This window comes from Micromonospora sp. NPDC049139 (assembly GCF_055586845.1).
Genome location: NZ_JBVJHK010000022.1, coordinates 50,316 through 66,995 on the forward strand (window position 1 = coordinate 50,316; position 16,680 = coordinate 66,995).

The 16,680-nt window shown below is 72.4% G+C and carries 11 protein-coding genes and 2 tRNA genes; 8 read left to right on the top strand and 5 right to left on the bottom strand.

Annotation, left to right across the window (positions count from 1 at the left end; all coding sequences use genetic code 11):
* Window positions 1-38: 38 nt before the first annotated feature.
* The 4 genes from ACZ6Q9_RS28770 to ACZ6Q9_RS28785 all read right to left on the bottom strand — a co-directional run bounded on the left by ACZ6Q9_RS28770 (window position 39) and on the right by ACZ6Q9_RS28785 (window position 6,542).
* Entirely contained in the window at window positions 39-1,223 is a 1,185-nt protein-coding gene (locus ACZ6Q9_RS28770; RefSeq protein ID WP_396829160.1) for an ROK family transcriptional regulator, read from the bottom strand.
* A 110-nt stretch (window positions 1,224-1,333) separates the two neighbouring features.
* Window positions 1,334-2,407 (bottom strand): sugar phosphate isomerase/epimerase family protein, encoded by a 1,074-nt coding sequence (locus tag ACZ6Q9_RS28775; RefSeq protein ID WP_396829161.1) that lies wholly within the window; start codon window positions 2,405-2,407, stop codon window positions 1,334-1,336.
* Between the two features lie 121 nt (window positions 2,408-2,528).
* A complete protein-coding gene (locus ACZ6Q9_RS28780; protein WP_396829162.1) occupies window positions 2,529-5,858 on the bottom strand; it encodes a ThuA domain-containing protein in 3,330 nt (1,109 codons plus the stop codon).
* Window positions 5,859-6,137: 279 nt separating this feature from the next.
* Window positions 6,138-6,542 carry a hypothetical protein gene (locus tag ACZ6Q9_RS28785; RefSeq protein ID WP_357450779.1) on the bottom strand — a complete coding sequence of 135 codons (405 nt, stop codon included), beginning with the start codon at window positions 6,540-6,542 and terminating at the stop codon, window positions 6,138-6,140.
* 271 nt (window positions 6,543-6,813) lie between these two features.
* Between ACZ6Q9_RS28785 and ACZ6Q9_RS28790 the strand changes: the two genes are divergently transcribed.
* From ACZ6Q9_RS28790 to ACZ6Q9_RS28825, 8 genes are all read left to right on the top strand, one after another.
* A tRNA-Asn gene (locus ACZ6Q9_RS28790) sits at window positions 6,814-6,886 on the top strand.
* Window positions 6,887-7,087: 201 nt separating this feature from the next.
* On the top strand, window positions 7,088-9,208 hold the full coding sequence (locus ACZ6Q9_RS28795; RefSeq protein ID WP_396829163.1) for an MMPL family transporter: 2,121 nt from the start codon (window positions 7,088-7,090) through the stop codon (window positions 9,206-9,208).
* The gene (locus ACZ6Q9_RS28800) at window positions 9,198-10,439 is read left to right on the top strand and encodes an NAD(P)/FAD-dependent oxidoreductase (RefSeq protein WP_393459522.1); all 1,242 of its coding nucleotides are present in this window, start codon (window positions 9,198-9,200) and stop codon (window positions 10,437-10,439) included. Before ACZ6Q9_RS28795 ends, ACZ6Q9_RS28800 begins: the two co-directional genes overlap by 11 nt.
* Window positions 10,440-10,587: 148 nt before the next feature.
* Window positions 10,588-10,661, top strand: a tRNA-Ile gene (locus tag ACZ6Q9_RS28805).
* Between the two features lie 261 nt (window positions 10,662-10,922).
* Window positions 10,923-11,483, top strand: coding sequence for a hypothetical protein (locus ACZ6Q9_RS28810; RefSeq protein WP_396829164.1), 561 nt, complete (start codon window positions 10,923-10,925; stop codon window positions 11,481-11,483).
* A 246-nt stretch (window positions 11,484-11,729) separates the two neighbouring features.
* Window positions 11,730-12,299 (top strand): dihydrofolate reductase family protein, encoded by a 570-nt coding sequence (locus ACZ6Q9_RS28815; RefSeq protein WP_393459516.1) that lies wholly within the window; start codon window positions 11,730-11,732, stop codon window positions 12,297-12,299.
* A gap of 442 nt (window positions 12,300-12,741) precedes the next feature.
* Complete coding sequence (locus ACZ6Q9_RS28820; protein ID WP_393459513.1) at window positions 12,742-13,410, top strand: TOPRIM nucleotidyl transferase/hydrolase domain-containing protein; 669 nt, start codon at window positions 12,742-12,744, stop codon at window positions 13,408-13,410.
* Window positions 13,411-13,560: 150 nt separating this feature from the next.
* Window positions 13,561-14,370, top strand: a complete 810-nt coding sequence (locus ACZ6Q9_RS28825) for a hypothetical protein (RefSeq protein ID WP_393459510.1) — start codon at window positions 13,561-13,563, stop codon at window positions 14,368-14,370.
* 45 nt (window positions 14,371-14,415) lie between these two features.
* Here ACZ6Q9_RS28825 and ACZ6Q9_RS28830 read toward each other — a convergent pair whose 3' ends face one another.
* Window positions 14,416-16,671: a DUF4153 domain-containing protein gene (locus tag ACZ6Q9_RS28830; RefSeq protein WP_393459507.1), complete on the bottom strand. Its 2,256-nt coding sequence runs from the start codon at window positions 16,669-16,671 to the stop codon at window positions 14,416-14,418.
* Between the last annotated feature and the right edge of the window lie 9 nt (window positions 16,672-16,680).

The following is a 16,680-nucleotide window of genomic DNA, read 5'->3' on the forward strand; positions in this document are numbered from 1 at the left end:
ACGGCCCGCACCGGGGGCCGGCCGCCGGTCGGCCCCCGTCAGCCGGCCGAGAAGAGGTGGTCGCTGACCAGCCGCGCCGCGCCCACCACTCCGGCGCGGTCGTCGAGGTCGGAGAGCACGATCGGCATGGTGCCGGTGGCCAGCGGCGCGGACCGGCGGTAGACCACCCCACGGATCTCGGCCAGCAGCGTGTGGCCCAGCCCGGCCGGCGCGCCCCCGATGATGACGATGCCCGGGTTGAAGAAGCTCACGAGGCCGACCAGCACCTGGCCCAGGCGGCGGGCCGCGTCCCGGGCCAGGGCCTGTACGGCCGCGTCGCCCGCGCCCGCCGCCGCGGCGACGTCGGCCACGGAGAGGGTGCCCGCCTCGGCCAGCCGGGCCGCCAGCGCCGTGGACCGGCCCGCGCGGGCCGCGGCGAGCGCCGCGCCGACCAGCCCGCGGTCGCCGCAGTACGCCTCCAGGCAGCCGGTCTCGCCGCAGGCGCAGCTCGGCCCGTCCTCGGTGAGCGGCAGGTGGGCGATGTCCCCGGCGCTGCTCGTCGCGCCCCGGTAGGGCGTGCCGCCGAGCACCAGCCCGCAGCCGATCGCGGTGCCGAGCTTGACGTAGAGGAAGTCGTCGAAGGTGCGCCCGACCCCGGCGTGCTTCTCGCCGAGCGCCATCACGTTCGCGTCGTTGTCGACCAGGGCCGGGCAGCCCAGCTCGGCGGCGAACGCCTCGCGCACCGGGAACCGGTGCCAGCCCGGCATGGCCGCCGGTGAGGCCGGCGTGCCCTCGGGGAAGTCGACCGGCCCCGGCAGGCCGACGCCGACCCCGGTGAGCTGGGCCAGACCCAGCTCGGCCCGCAGCTTTCCGACCAGTTCGACGGCCCGGCCGAGCACCGGCTCCGGCCCCACCCGGACGTCGATCGGCTCGGCGACCTCGGCGAGCACGGTCAACTCACCGTCGGTCACCGTGACGGTGATCCGGTCCGCGCCGACGACGACGCCGGCGAAGCGCACGCCGCCGGCGACGCGCAGCATCGAGGACCGGCGACCGCCGCGCGACGCCGCCGGCCCCGCGGTCTCGACCAGGCCCCGCTCGACCAGCCGGTCCACCTCCGCGGCCAGCTTGGACCGGGACAGGCCCACCGCGTCGCCCAGCTCCACCCGAGAGCGGGGACCGTCGTCGCGCAGCAGCCGGACCAGCCGTGCCTGGTACGCGTTCTCAGGCCGGACGAGGACCATCGCCATCACCTCCCGGCCTGAAGTCTTCCACGGCGCTGTTACCGGCGTGTGGCGCGCGGGGCCGCGCCCGGTCGTCCCGGACGCGGCCCCCCAGGTGCGTGTCGGGTCCGTCAGCCCCGCAGACCCGACATGTGCTGGAAACTGAGCTCCGCGTAGCGCAGCGACCGGCCCGGGTCGGTGGTGCCGCCCGGTGCGTTGTCCTGCTCCCACATCGGGTTGTGGTAGCCCTTGGCGCCCATGTTGGCGAAGAACCCGCCGTAGTCGATGTCGCCCTGGCCGAGCGGCACCATGTCGTACCCGGCGCTGCTGGCCGGGTTGAACGCGCCGTCCTTGGCGTGGAACAGCGGGAACCGGATCGGCTGGGCCGCCACGGTCGCCAGCGGGTCGAAGACGTCGGTCCGCGTCACGCCGTCCGGGTCGGTGTAGCTGCGGAACCGGTGCTGGGCCACGTGCGCCCAGTAGATGTCCATCTCGAACCACACGTACGCCGGGTCGGTGAGCCCGATGAAGTACTCCAGCTTCCGCACGCCGGAGGAGCGGGTCGGCCGGCCCAGGGCGTCCAGCGGGCCGCTGTCGAGCAGGAAGTTGTACGCCGCGTCGTGGTTGTGCGTGTACAGCTTCAGCCCGCGGGCGGCGGCCAGCTCGCCGAGGGTGTTCCACCGCTCCGCGGCGGCGTCCCAGTCGGTCTTGTAGTTGCTGCCGGTCGGGTCGCTGCCGGTGCCGATGTGCGTCATGCCCAGCGTCTCGGCGATGTCGAGCTGCTGCTCGAAGGCCGCGAGGGTGGTCGGGTTGATGACGCTCGGGATGGACGCGTGTGATCCGTTGGCGCGCAGCCCGTTGTCGTCCAGGATCTTGCGGATCTCCGCGGCGGTGATCTGCCGGCCGAGGATGGAGGTGTGCTGGTTGTAGCCGGCGAACTCCACCTCCTTGTAGCCGATCTCGGCGAGCCGCGCGAGCACCCGCTCGAAGCCGTACGGCACTCCGCTGCTGTCCGGGGCGGCGCCGATCCGGTCCCGGACGCTGTAGAGGATGATGCCCCGCTTGCCGGCCGGGACGAGCAGGCCGTTGCCGTTGGCGCCGGCGGCGGGGGCGAGTCCGGTCGCGCCGACGGCCGCCGCGCCGGCCACGCCGGCGAGGGCGCCGAGCATGCGGCGACGGCTCATCCCGTGCTGACTGTCGTTCATGTGTTGCTGCCTTTCTCGATGCTGGAGAGGGCGGATCCGGGCCGGGGGCCACCGGCGGTGGCCCGGGCACGTCGGTGGGCGCCGTGGCCGGCTGCCGCGCGGCAGCCGGCCACGGCGGCGGCTACGGTGCGACGCCGATGCCCTGGCCGGTGAACCCGATCCAGTTGAGGTTGCCGAAACCGCTGGTCGGGCCGCCGGGGACGGTGGTGAACACGAGGTAGAGCCGGTGCGTGCCGCCCGGGTCGGTGATCGGCACGGTGGTGCTGGTGAAGGCGTTGTTGCCGCTGGTCGCGTTGACCGTGGCGGTGGCGACCACCGGCCCGGTGGGCGAGTCGAGCCGGAACTCCACGCCGAAGCGCGGCTGCCCGACGGTGGCGGCGCTGCCACCGGAGGTACGCAGCGTCACCGACTGGATGTTCGTCAGGTTCACGGTGTTGTTGACCGCGATCCAGTCGCCCGGGTCGAGGCTGCCGCGCTGCTGCCCGCCACCGGTGTCGGCGCTGGTGCCCACGGTGGTCCCGGACTGGTCCCGGGCGAACTCCACCTGCTGCCGCTTGTCCTGGATGATCTGCTGGTCCACCGTGGTCAGTGCCGGCTGCCCGTTGGCCCCCCGGTCCGTGTAGGACGCGCTGACGACGCCGTAGATGTAGCCGCCGTGGGAGGCGTCGTCGGCCTCCGTGGGCAGCACGCCGGAGCAGCCGAACTGGTTGGCCTCGCCGTGGCCGTGCTCGTCGTGGCCGAGCACGAAGGTCACCTCGACCTTGGCGCAGTCGACCGGCCCGTCCTCGGGGTCGGTGACCGTCACCGACCACGGGATCCCGTCACCCCACTGGAAGAAGCCGCCCTCGAGCGGGGTGTTGACGGTGACGGTCGGCGCGGTGTTCCCCACCGTGATCGTGGTGTTCGCCGACGCGCTCTTGCCGCTGGAGTCGGTCACCGTGAGCCGCGCGGTGTAGACCCCGTTGACCGTGTACGTGTGCGTCGGGTTCGGGTCGACGGAGTCGGTCGTGCCGTTGCCGTCGAAGTCCCAGGCGAACGAGATGGAGTCCGCCGGGTCCGGGTCCTTCGACCCCTCGCTGGAGAAGGCGACGGTCAGCGGGGCGTGACCGTTGGTCGGGGTCGCGTTCAGCACGGCGTTCGGTGCCCGCAGGCCCTTGACGTAGCTGAACTTCAGCATCGCCGCGTCCGGGTTGACGTTGAAGAACCCGTCGCCGTACGTCAGCAGGTAGAAGTTGCCGTCGGCGCCCCACCTCATGTCCATCGGGTTGTCGCAGAGGAACGGCTTGGCCGGCGTGGTGGGTGCCTGCCCGCAGTTCAGCACGTTGTTGATCTTCAGGATGTCGCCCTGGGCGTCGAGCCGGACCTCCTTGAGGGTGTCCCGGGTGAACTCGCCGAAGAAGATCGCGCCGTCGAAGTACGCGGGGAACTTCGTCTCCGACCTCAGCTCCGGGTCGAAGTCGTACTTCGCCGCGCCGTGCGGGCCCACGCCGCCGGTGCCGAGTTCGGGGAAGAGCACGGGGCAGGTTTGCGTCGGCGTGGACAGGTACGACTCGGGGCACGGCGTCGGGGCCTGGAACGAGTACCACAGCTCCGACTTCTCCACCGCGGGCAGGTCGGTCAGGCCCGTGTTGTGCCGCGAGGTGTTCCGCGGCGCCGCGCAGTCGAAGGGCGCGACCGGGGAGATCGGGCTGGTGGTCCAGTTCATCTCGATGTACGGCAGGTTCGGCTGTACGCACATCGGCCAGCCGTAGTTCGCCGGCTTGTCGACCACCATCATCCGGCCGGTGCCCGCCGGTCCCCGGCCGACCGCCGCGGTCGAGGAGTCGGGGGAGTAGTCGGTGACGTAGGCGACGTCGTTCTTGTCGAGGGTGATGCGGAACGGGTTCCGGAAGCCCATCGCGTAGATCTCCGGGCGGGTCTTGTCACCCGGGTCCGCCGCCTCGGGGAACATGTTCCCCGCCGGCACGGTGTAGCTGCCGTCCGTCTGCACCGAGATGCGCAGGATCTTGCCGCGCAGGTCGTTGGTATTGGCGGAGCTGCGCCGGGCGTCCACGAAGGGCGCCTGGTAGACGCCGGTGGCGCTCACCGAGTCGTTGTGCGGGGAGAAGCCGCCGGAGCCACCGCCGCCGGCCGGGGTGTCGTCGCCGGTGACCAGCCAGAGGTTGTTCTCCGAGTCGAAGGCGATGTCGCCGGCCACGTGGCAGCAGGCTCCCCGGTCGACCGGCACCTGGAGGATCTTCTGCTCGGAGGCCAGGTCCAGGGAGGGCGTCTCGCCGTCGACGAACCTGTACCGGGAGAGCTGGAAGTACCCCTTCCAGCGGCCCCAGGTCGCCGGGTCGGTGCTGGTGGTCGGCGCGCCGCCGGCGGGGGTGTCCAGCGGGGGCGCGTAGAAGAGGTAGACCCAGCGGTTGGTGGCGAACTCCCGGTCGATCGCCGGCCCGTACATGCCGTCCTCGCTGTGCGTGTAGACCGGGATCTGCGCCAGCACGGTGGTCTCGTTGCTCTCCGGGTCGTGCAGGCGTACGCCGCCACGGCGGTCGGTCTGGATCACCCGGCCGTCGGGGAGCACGTCGAAGCCGATCGGCTCGTTGACGTTGGGCTGCGCCCCGATCACCGTCATCTGGTAGTTGGCCAGGACGGTGGCGCCGCAGTCGCCGTCGGTCACGCCGGCCGCCCACTGGATGGCGCCGCCGAGGTGGGCCCGCAGGTCGGTGCTGCCGAAGCTCTCCGGCGTCGCGCCGAGCCCGGTGTAGAAGGACCGGCCGCCCTGGTGGTCCTTGCACCAGGTGACCGGGTGGTCGAAGCCCATCGACCCGCCGGCGTACGTCTTCTCGTCCACGGTGGCCAGGACGTGCGAGACGCCCCGGACGTTGGCCGCGAAGTTGTACCACCGGTCGGTGTGCGCCCAGCGCTCCGGCAGGGTCGCGGAGGCCGGGTGCACCCGGTCGGCCACGGTGACCGTGGCCGGGGCCGCCGCCGTGGCGGCGCCCACCGCCCGGGTGCCGAGCACGTCGTCCAGGAAGGACCAGCCCGGCTCGGCCTCGATCGCGGAGTGGACGCCGACGAAGCCGCCGCCGTCGCGGTAGTACCGCTCGAACGCGGCCTGCTGGTCGTCGGCGAGGACGTCGCCGGAGGTGTTCAGGAACACCACGGCGCGGAACTGCTTGAGGTGCGCCTCGTCGAACTTGCGGGCGTCGTCGGTCACCTCGACGGTGAAGCGCCGGTCGTTGCCGAGCTGGCGGATCGCGTCGACGCCGGCGGCGGTGGCGGGGTGGCTGCCGTCCGCCGACCGGGTGAAGACGAGGACCTTGTACTGGATGCCGTTGCTGGTCGGTGCCGGGGCGGCGAGTGCCGGTGCCGGCTGCTGCTGAGCGGTCGCGACGAGCGTCGCGCCGACGAGGGTGAGAAGGCTGAGGTAGGTGGCGGCCCTTCGGCCGATCGGTCTGCGCATCGAACCTCGCTCTGGTCGGGCGGGTCCGCCTCAGCGCCGGGACGTCGCTGAGGAGGTCGCGGGGGGTACCAAGAGCCTGGCCAGGTTCTACGCAGGACGATATTTGCGCCTCGGACCAAAGTGAAGAGGTTGGCGGCGGAAGTTTTCGATGGATGGGCAGAACTTTCGCTTCAATCGGCGAAAGTGGCCACAGGGGTGGGGGCCGGGCGGCCGTGACGTGCCCGTACGCACGCGAGCGGGCCGGTCACCAACTGGCGACCGGCCCGCGCGAAGGTGCGATCAGAGGGTGCTGTTGTTGGTGCCCGAGCCGGACGGCTTGCTGCGGGGGGTGGTGGTGGCCGACGTCGACCCGGAGGTCGAGCCGGTGCCCGACGAGCCGGAGCCCGCCTTCGCCCCCACCGTGGCCGGCGTCCCGGCGAACGCGTCGTCGGCGGCGGTCAACTCCTGCTTGTTGCCGTTGCTGCTCAGCTTCTCGCCCAGCTTCGACTGGCCGAGCTTGTCCTTGCCCTCGCTGTAGAGGCGGGTCGCCTGGGCCTGCGCGACGCCGGCCGCCTCCTGGACGGTCGGGTGGTCGAGCACCTTGCGGCCCCGGATCACCAGCTCCTCGTACTTCTCCCGACCGGCACGGGCGCCCAGGACGAATCCCGCAGCCAGCCCGCCAAGAAACATGATCTTTCCGCGCATGGCGGCTCCTTCCGTACCTGACGCGCCGTCGTCCGGCGGCTTACCCCGCCGGAGGCGACCAAATCGCGCCTGTCTCCTCTGTCCGCAGCTAACTACCCATCCTGCTCTCCGCTCATGCCTCCTTGTGCCGTGATGACGATTTGTCTGGTTTATTGTCGTGTCCGTAGGGCAAGGGTCGCAGGGGTAACCCCCTGGACCAACACCCCCCGGAGTCCTGTACTCTTGTCCCCGTCGCACGGCGCGGGGAGATCCGCACCGGACGACGCAGCGGTCCCCCGTAGCTCAATTGGCAGAGCAGCCGGCTGTTAACCGGCAGGTTTTTGGTTCGAGTCCAAACGGGGGAGCTTCCACACCTGCGCCCGTCGGCCCCGCCGGCGGGCGTTCGTCGTTCCGTGCTCCCGCCGACCGCCGCCGGCTCGGTGTCTTCGCCCCGCACCGGACGCCCGGTTTCCGCCACCGCGGGCGCTCCCGCCCGGCAGGATGGTCGGTGTCGACTTGGACTCCCTCTGCGTCGATCGGTGCGTCGATTCTTGGGGTGGGTGCGGATGCCCGGAAGAGGAGGCCACGGCAGGATCACACTCGTCGCCGTGGCGGTCGTGCTCGCGTGGCTGGTCGTCGGGGCCGTCGCCGGGCCGTTCTCCGGCCGGCTCGGCGAGGTCGCCACGAACGACAACGCCTCGTTCCTGCCCGACGACGCGGAGGCGACCCGGGCGCAGGAGATGGCCGGACGGTTCGTCGCGCGGCAGACCACCCCCGCGCTGGTGGTCTACGAACGCGCCGGCGGCATCACCGACGCCGACACGCAGCGGGCGGCTGCCGACGCCACCCGGTTCGCCCAGGTGCCCGGGGTGGTCGGCCCGCTGCCGCCGCCGATCCCCAGCGAGGACGGGCAGGCCCTCCAGGTGGTGGTGCCGATCGACGACGCCGATGGCGAACGGATCGGCACGGTCGTCGAGGAACTGCGCGCCATCGCCGGCGGGGACCGCGACGGGCTGACCGTGGACGTGGCCGGGCCCGCCGGCCTGCTCGCCGACCTCATCGAGGTCTTCTCCGCCATCGACGGCACCCTGCTGGCCGTCACCCTCTGCGTGGTGCTGGTCATCCTGCTCGTCGTCTACCGCAGCCCGATCCTGTGGATCTTCCCGCTGCTCGCCGCCGGGATGTCCTTCGCGCTGGCCGCGGTCTTCGTCTACCTGCTCGCCGACGCCGACGTGATCAAGTTCAACGGGCAGGCGCAGGGCATCCTCACCGTGCTCGTCTTCGGCGCCGGCACCGACTACGCGCTGCTGCTCGTCGCCCGCTACCGCGAGGAACTGCACCGGCACGAGCGCCCCTGGGACGCGATGCGGACCGCCTGGAAGGGCGCCGCCCCGGCGATCGTCGCCTCCGCCGGCACGGTGATCGTGAGCCTGCTCTGCCTGCTGTTGTCCAGCCTCAACTCCAACCGGGCGCTCGGCCCGGTCGCCGCCATCGGCATCGCCGCCACCCTGCTGGTCATGCTCACCTTCCTGCCCGCCCTGCTGGTGCTCGGCGGGCGGTGGGCGTTCTGGCCGCGCCGGCCCCGGCCCGACCAGGCCGACCCGCGTACCGAACACGGCATCTGGAGCCGGATCGCCGGCTTCGTGGCGCGGCGGGCCCGGCCCGTCTGGGTGCTCACCACCCTCGCGCTGGCCGTGCTCGCGCTGGGACTGACCCAGCTCGGCGCGACCACGCTCGGGCAGTCCGACCTGTTCACCGAACGCACCGACTCGGTCGCCGGCCAGGAGGTGATCGCCCGGCACTACCCGGCCGGCACCGGCAGCCCCGCCACCATCTTCACCAACCAGCAGGCCGCCGGGCAGGTCGCCGACGCGGCCCGCGGCGTGCCCGGGGTGGCCGCCGTCCGGCCCGTCACCGCCCACCGGACCGGCCCGCCCGACCCGAACGCGCCGCCCACCGTCGTCGACGGCCGGGTGCAACTGGAGGCGACGCTCGCCGACCCGCCGGACAGCGACGGCGCCGAGCGGGCCGTCCGGGAGCTGCGGGCGGCGGTACACGCGGTGCCCGGCTCGGACTCCGTGGTCGGCGGCTTCACCGCGATCAACCTGGACACGGCGGACGCCTCGACACGGGACCGGAACGTGATCATCCCGGTCGTGCTGGCGGTGATCACGATCATCCTGGCGCTGCTGCTGCGGGCGCTCCTCGCGCCGATCCTGCTGATCGCGACCGTACTGCTCAGCTTCGCCGCCACCCTCGGCCTCTGCGCGCTGATCTTCCGCCACGTCCTCGACTTCCCCGGCGTGGACACCTCGTTCCCGCTCTTCGCCTTCGTCTTCCTGGTCGCCCTCGGCATCGACTACAACATCTTCCTGATGAGCCGGGTCCGCGAGGAGTCCGCCAGGCGGGGCACCCGGGCCGGCGTCCTCACCGGCCTCGCCGTCACCGGCGGCGTGATCACCTCCGCCGGGGTCGTGCTCGCCGCGACGTTCTCCGCGCTCGCCGTGCTGCCGCTGGTGGTGCTGGTCGAGCTGGGCGTGGCGGTCGCGGTCGGGGTGCTGCTCGACACCATCGTCGTCCGCTCGCTGCTGGTGCCCGCGCTGGCGTACGACATCGGGCCGACGATCTGGTGGCCGGGCCGGCTGTCCCGGACGAACGGTGAGCGGGAGGCGCGCGATGCTCGCTGAGACCGACGTCGTCGTGGTCGGCGGCGGCCTGGCCGGCCTGGCCGCGGCCCGGCGGCTGCACCGCGCCGGCGTGCCGTGGCGGCTGCTGGAGGCCGGCGGCCGGCTCGGCGGCCGGGTGGCCACCGACGCGGTCGACGGTTACCTGCTCGACCGTGGCTTCCAGGTGCTCAACACCGCCTATCCGCGGCTCGGCACCCTGCTCGACGTCGACCGGCTGCGCCTCGGCCACTTCACCTCCGGCGTGCTGGTGCGCAAGGGCGACCGGCTCGCCCGCCTGGTCAACCCGCTGCGCGAGCCCACCGGCGCGCCCGGCACCGCCCTGGCCGGCGTCGGGTCGCTGCGCGACCGGCTGCGCCTCGCCGCGCTCGCCACCGGCTGCGCGACCCTGCCGAAGGGCCGGCTGCTCGCCGCGCCCGAGACCACCACCGAGACCGCGCTGCGCCGCGCCGGTCTCTCCGACACGATCATCGAGGAGTTGCTGCGGCCGTTCCTCTCCGGTGTCTTCGTCGAACGGGAGCTGGAGACCTCCAGCCGCGTGCTGTCGATGGTGCTGCGATCCTTCGCCCGGGGGCGGATCGGCCTGCCCGCCGAGGGCATGGCCGCGCTGCCCCGCGCCGTCGCCGACCCGCTGCCGGCCGAACTGATCGACCTGGACACCCCGGTCTCGGCGGTGGCGCCCGGCCGGGTCCGCACCCAGGCCGGCGACATCCGCTGCCGCGCCGTCGTGGTCGCCGTCGACCCGCCGGCGGCGGCCACGCTGCTGCCGACCCTGCCGGCGGTACGCACGCACAGCTACACGACCTACTACCACAGCGTGCAGGAGGCGCCGCTGGACGAGCCGATCCTGCTCGTCGACGGCGACCGGCGGGAGATCGTCGCGAACACGGTGGTGGTCAGCCGGGCCGCGCCGACGTACGCGCCGGCTGGCCGGCACCTGATCGCCACCTCCGTGGTCGGCCCGTCGGCGCCGCCCGAGCCGACCGTGCGGGCCGAGCTGACCCGGCTCTACGGACGGTCCACGGCGGACTGGACCCACCTGACCACCGTGTCGGTCCCGGACGCGCTGCCCGCCGCACCGCCGCCGCAGGGGCGGCTGCGCAAGCCGGTGGCGCTGGGGGAGGGCCTGTTCGTGGCCGGCGACCACCGGGACAGCCCGTCCATCCAGGGGGCGCTGGCCAGCGGCTGGCGCGCCGCCGGAGCCGTACTGGCGGAGCTGCGCGCGGGTTCCTGACGCTTGAATCGGCGGGTACGGGGCGCGGCGGGCCGGCTGCTCGCTGTTATCCTCGCGTTGCCCATCGTGCCGCCACCGCGGGGCGGTGAAGCCAGGGTTTCGTGCTGGCCGGTGATCGACCGGGCGGGATAGGATCCGGCGCGGTGCCGGGGCGGTAGCTCAGCCGGTTAGAGCAGTCGACTCATAATCGATCGGTCACGGGTTCGAGTCCCGTCCGCCCCACCCAAAGTGCCTTACGGGAACATGCGACATCGGAAGATGGCGAGTGTTCTCGTTTGGTCTTCTTGCTCCCGTGGGGCTTCGGTGACGATGGTGGCGAACGGTTCCGAGAGGCGTGGGCGTAGGTGCTCGTCTTCGGTGATCTCCAACCGCGTGTAGAACGCTTGGTTCGCGAGCCGCCGGTCGCCGTCGCCTGAGCGGGTGTACATGCGGTGAGCGTCCGTCAGCAGTCGCAGGCTGTCGTGGAGGAATGCCCGCCCTCCGGTGCTGTTCGTCGTGCTGGGCGAGGCGGTGTTCGATGTCGGCGAGGCCGGCTCGGATGCGGTCTTGGTGGCGCTTCAGGGTGGGGAGGTCGATGGCGTCGGCGAAGTGCGCAGCCAGCAGCTTGTCGCTCTCGGCTTCCAGGCGTGCCCGGTTCGCTGTGAGGTCGGCGATCTCCTGATCCCTGCCCGTCGAGCGCTTGTCGAACGCGGCATCGACTTCGGCGACGAGGTGTCGGTAGTCGGCTTCGCTGATCGTGATCGATGCGTAGGAGTCCTCGACGAGCCGCTCTGCGACCGCGACGGGTACGGCACGGCGGGTGCAGGTGGTCTTCTTCGCGGCGCGGCCAGAGCGGACGAAGTAGGCGTAGGTGGTACCGCGCGGGTTGGTGGCGAAGTCCAGCAGCATCCGCGACCCACACGACCCGCGGTGCAGCAGCCCGGCTCCTCGTCTGAAAGACGTGTGACAGCTCCGATTGTGTGGGCCTGGACGATGGGAACTCGGAGTGTGCGAGGTCGCATGGACCAGGCTCAGCACTGCGGTGCAGACGTGTGGTGGATCTGAGAGCGCGTCGAGGGGAGCCTGCGGTAGGGTGCGTGGCACCGTGCATCGAGGTCGAGCGTTATGGGCGCCGTCCCGTTGCGAACCTGAACGCCCCGAGTGCCGAATCGGTCGCGCGCTCGGTGCGGTCTGGTTCGCATCACGCCGGTGTTGAGTAGGTCCGATCGGGGTGCCGATAAGAAATGGCGCCGGCAGTCGTCTGAGTACGGTCCGGTGAACGCGGGGCGCGCATCAAGGGAGAGTGACGAGATGAGACCACTTCGATACTCGATCAACATCACGCTCGACGGCTGCTGCCATCACGAGGCAGGGCTCTCGCCGGACGAGGAGTCAATGCGCTACTGGACCGCTGAGATGGATCGAGCCGATGCCCTGCTATTCGGCCGCGTGACCTACGAAATGATGGAGTCGGCGTGGCGGAAGCCGGCCACGGGCACGTGGCCTGACTGGATGAATGAGTGGGAGGTCCCGTTCGCCGAGACCATCGACCGGGCGAAGAAATACGCCGTGTCGAGCACGCTGAGCGAGGTCGATTGGAATGCCGAGCTGGTGCGAGGCGACTTGGAGCAAGCGGTTCAGCGGCTCAAGCAGGAGCCAGGCGAGGGCCTGTGGGTGGGCGGCGTGACGCTCCCCCTGGCGTTGGCAGATCTGGGACTGATCGACGAGTACGAGTTCCTTGTGCAGCCGGTCCTTGCCGGACACGGGCCGACGTTGCTCGCCGGTCTGCGTGAGCGTATCCAGCTCGAACTCGTGGGTCGCCACGAGTTCCGGTCGGGGGCGGTCGCCCTGCGATACCGGCCCACGCGAGTTCCGGCTTGACGTGATTTGTCCTGGCACGTTGGCCGCTCCCTCGCGACGGAACGACGGCTTGGGGTCGCGTTGCCCCGCGCTGGCCGTGCCCCGTCTCCTTGGCTCTGTCGACGCCCCGATCAGCGGATCATCCGGCTCCCCGTCGATCCCCGCGCCCACGCCAGAGCCCTGATTCCACTCAGAAGCAAGCCTCTCAACCTGACGTCGCCTGTTTCCGTAGTGCTCGGTCCGGGCCACCAGGAAAACCACTGGTCCGTCATGGTGTCGGTGACCCGGACGAACCGCGTCAAGATCCGGGCCGACGCCGTCGGTCCGCACTGAGCCCGCAGCAGCAAGAGCCGCCGCCCGGTCGAGGCGGTCCGCCACCTGGTCCAGGTCGGGAGCGTGTCGACGAGATGGGCCGTGGCTAATCCCTGGTCGGCCGGTAGGCGTATCACCGATGATTACGACCATGGCCACGACCCGACAAGCTGAGATGTTCACCGACGGGGCGGTCGATGGCCACTTGGGTGGCAATGCCGCCTCGATCCGGGCGACGGCCCGCGCCCTGGCAAAGGTCGGGTCCGCCGTGGCCGTGGTGCTCGTCGAGGGCATCAGCGACCAGATCGCACTGGAAACGGCCGCAGTGGGTCGCGGCCGGGATCTCGAGGCGGAGCGGGTCGTGATCGTGCCGATCGGCGGGGCGCACGCGATCGGCCGCTTCCTGACGAGGTTGGCCCCCCTGGGCACCCGGGTGCGACTTGCCGGTCTGTGTGACCTGCGTGAGGAGGAGATATTCCGGCGCGGACTGGAGGTGACCCATGTTGGCTCACCCCGCACGCGCGCCGACATGGAGCACCTCGGGTTCTACGTCTGCGTCAAGGATCTGGAGGACGAGCTGATCCGCGCCCTGGGTGCCGCCCGGGTCGAAGCACTCTTCGACTCACAGGGCGACCTCCGATTGTTCCGCTCGTTCCAGAGCCAGCCCGCCTGGCGCGGCCGGGAGCCCGAAGCGCAGATGTGGCGGTTCCTGCGCAGCAGTTCGCGCCGTAACCTGCGCTACGCACGCCTGCTCGTCGAGGCGGCAGTTGGCCGGGATACCTTGCCGCGGCCGCTCGACGCGCTGCTCACCGTCGTTTGACCCACCGAAGGTCAAGCCTTCGACCGCGCCGACGGTGGCTGACGTCGATCCGGCTGTCCGCTTCGGGACTGAGCCGTCTTCGCGGTCGGCATCCTCGGTCAACCTGATCCTGACGCCGGGTGTCCGCCCGTCGTGGAGATCGGAGGAGCGATGAGGACCCACCCCCGATGGCGGTCGACCGGCGCGATGCTGGTCGCGGCCCTGGCCACCGCACTGGTCGCCGCCCTGCTGCCCGCCTCGCCCGCGTTCGCGCTGCCGTCCGGCAGCGGCTGGTCGGCCTCGTGGAGCTACTACCACCCCAGCGCCTACCAGTACGCCGGCACCCTGCCGGGCGTGCGGCTGACCGGGTACGCCACCGACAACTCGGGCACCAGCACGACGGTCGGCACCATCGAGGACACCGCCGCCGACTCCCGCTGCGCCCGGGTGATGCTCTACGCCAACGGCGTCGGCTACATCGCCGACCGGACCACCTGCGGCAACGGCAGCTACCTGACCTATTCCACCGGCAGTTACAGCCAGGGACTCCTGGTGATCGTCTACCGGATGATCCCGGGCACGACCACCCATGACAAGGGTTTCGCCATGTTCGTCCCCGGCTCGTCGGCCGACCCGGAGCTGCGGACCGTGGGCACCGGGGCGAGCTGGTCGTACTACACCTCGACGGCGTTCCAGTACACGGTGACCCGTCCCGGCGTGCGGCTGACCGGCTACGGCGCCCACCAGTACGCGGACCAGCGCTCCTCGCTGAACACGGTGGAGAAGACCGCCGGCACGGTCGGCTGCGCCACGGCCAAGGTCACCGGCGGCGTGACCACCAGCGGCGGCACCTGCGTCAACGGTGGCAGCACGTCCTTCCACCGGTCCGACCTGACCAACAACCTGGAGGCGTCCGCCTGCTACCAGCCGATTCCCGGCACCCAGCGCTGCGTGGCGATCAGCATCCCCGAGCCCTGGTGACCCGGCCGACCCGACGCCCCCGGCCAGGCGGGGGCGTCGGGTCCGTCACCGGCGGCTCTTGGGCAGGTCGAACTGGTCGGCGGCCTTGCAGTCGCGCGTGCCACCGACGGCGCCCGGCCCGACCCGGTCGAGCGCCTGGCGCGCCCGGACCCGGCCCAGGTTCCAGGCGTACCAGGGGTCCGGCTCCTCCAGGTCGCCCGCGATCCAGCTCAGGGTGCAGCGGCGCACCGGGTCCGGCAGGCCGGACAGGGCGGGTGTCGCGTCGGCCGAGAGCGCCCGCAGGTACCAGGCGTCGATCTTCCCCGTCTGCTCGTAGCGGGCGATGTTGCGGCGCGCCGCGTAGTCCTCGGGGTTGAGCACGGCCAGGCTCAGCAGCATCGCCACGGCGAGCGCCACGGTCAGCCGGGGGATCCAGGCTCCCCGCCACCGGATCCCGGCCGCCAGAATCATCAGGAAGACGGTGCCGAGCAGCAGCTCGAACGCCATCACGAAGAGACGTTCCCCGGTGAAGCTGTAGACCTTCTGGTACGTGTACATCCGGGACAGCGCCGACACCACGATGACGAAGCCGAACGCGCTGAGCAGGCCGAGCAGGATCCGGAGCAGGTGGCGCTCCACCGGGCGCTCCCGCCGTGCCCACCGGGCCACCCCGGCGAGCACCGCCAGCGTCAGCATCGTGACGACGACGAGCTGCCAGAACCCGCTGCGCGCGTACTCGGCGTAGCTGAGGCCCGCGGTGCGCAGCACGTGCCGCTCGCCGCCGAACAGGACGGTGAACTGCACCGCCACGAAACCGCCGAACAGCAGTGTCAGCGCGGTGATGACCGGTGCCCACTCCAGGACGCCGAGGCGGGGCGTGCCGGGCCGGTCCACCGTCGACAGGTCGGGAGGTGCGGCCAGCGTGTAGACGGCGGCGACCGCGCTCAGCCCCCCGATGCCGGCGAGGAAGAGCCACTCGAACCTCGCGCCGGCGTCGACCTCGGGGATGAGCCCGTCGAGCACCACGGAGAAGGCGCCGTCGGCCGACGAGAGGAGCGCGCCGAAGACGACCAGCGCGGCCACCGTGGCTGCGGCGGACCCGACGACGCGACGGGCCAGGCCGGGGCTCGCCGGGGCCTGGAGGTGGCCGCCCACCCACGGCAGCCCCCGCAGCGCCGCGAACGGCGCCGCCACCAGGCTGAACAGGATGGAGCGTACGAGCCGGCCGCCCACGATCGCGAGGGTCGCGCAGCCGAGCGCGCCGAGGACGCAGAACGTCACCAGCCACCAGGCGTTACGGAAGGCCAGGACCGAGAGCAGCGCCAGCGCGGCCCCCGCCCAGCCGGCGCGGACCCAGCGCTCGGCGCGGGGCAGGTCGGCGCCGGTGCGGCGGACCGCGACGACCACCGCGACGGTCAGGGTGAGCCAGCCCAGGAACCAGCCGATGCCGGTGCGGGTCAGCGGCACGAAGCACGCCAGCCCCAGCGCCCCGGCGAGGACGGCGGCCGGCACGGAGCGGTCCCGCGCCGCCTTCGGGCCCGGCCACCGCGTCTCGAGGAACGACGGCCGGACCGGCGGCGGCTGGTAGCCCCAGGACGGCGCCGGCCACGCGGCCGGCGTACCTGTCCCGTACGGCGCCTGGTGCGGGGCGGCGGTCGATGGCGGGGCGGCGACCGGCGTGGGTGTGGCGACGGGTGCCGGCGCGGCGGCCGGTTGGGGCGGCGTGCCCGCCGCAGGTGCCGGGGTGGCGACGGCGGGCGGCGGGCCGGCAGGGGAGGGCGACGGGTTTCCGGCGGAGGACGCCGTCGCCGCACGCGGGGCCTCCGGCGCCGGCTCGACGGCTGACGGCGAGCCCTTCGCGTCGGCGGCGGCCGTCGGAGCCGGTCGGGTGCCCGGGTCCGCCTGCCTCGGCACGACGGCCGGCCGGACCTCCCCGTCCGCCTGCCGCTGCGGCACGGCGGGCGGGCGGGCGTCCGTGCCCGCCGGCGTCGGGGCGGTGGCGGCCGGGCCGGTGTCCGCGCCCGTCGGCGTCGACGTCGGGGCCGTGGCGGTCGGGTCGGTGTCCGTGCCCGTCGGCGTCGGGGCGGCGGCGGGCACCAGCGGGATGAACACGGCGTACCCGCGCGTGCCCGCCGGGATGCTGACCGGGATCGCCCAGGCGGGCGTGCCCTCCGCCCCGGGCCACACCATGCTGGGCGGCGCACCGTCGACGGGCGGCATGACGAGCAGGTACGGCGTCGCGGGCCCGGGGTTCTCACCGTCGGCGCTCGCGGGCCCCCCGGCGGTCTCCGGGGACCCCGGCACCGGTGGCGGCTGGGTCACGGGACCCTC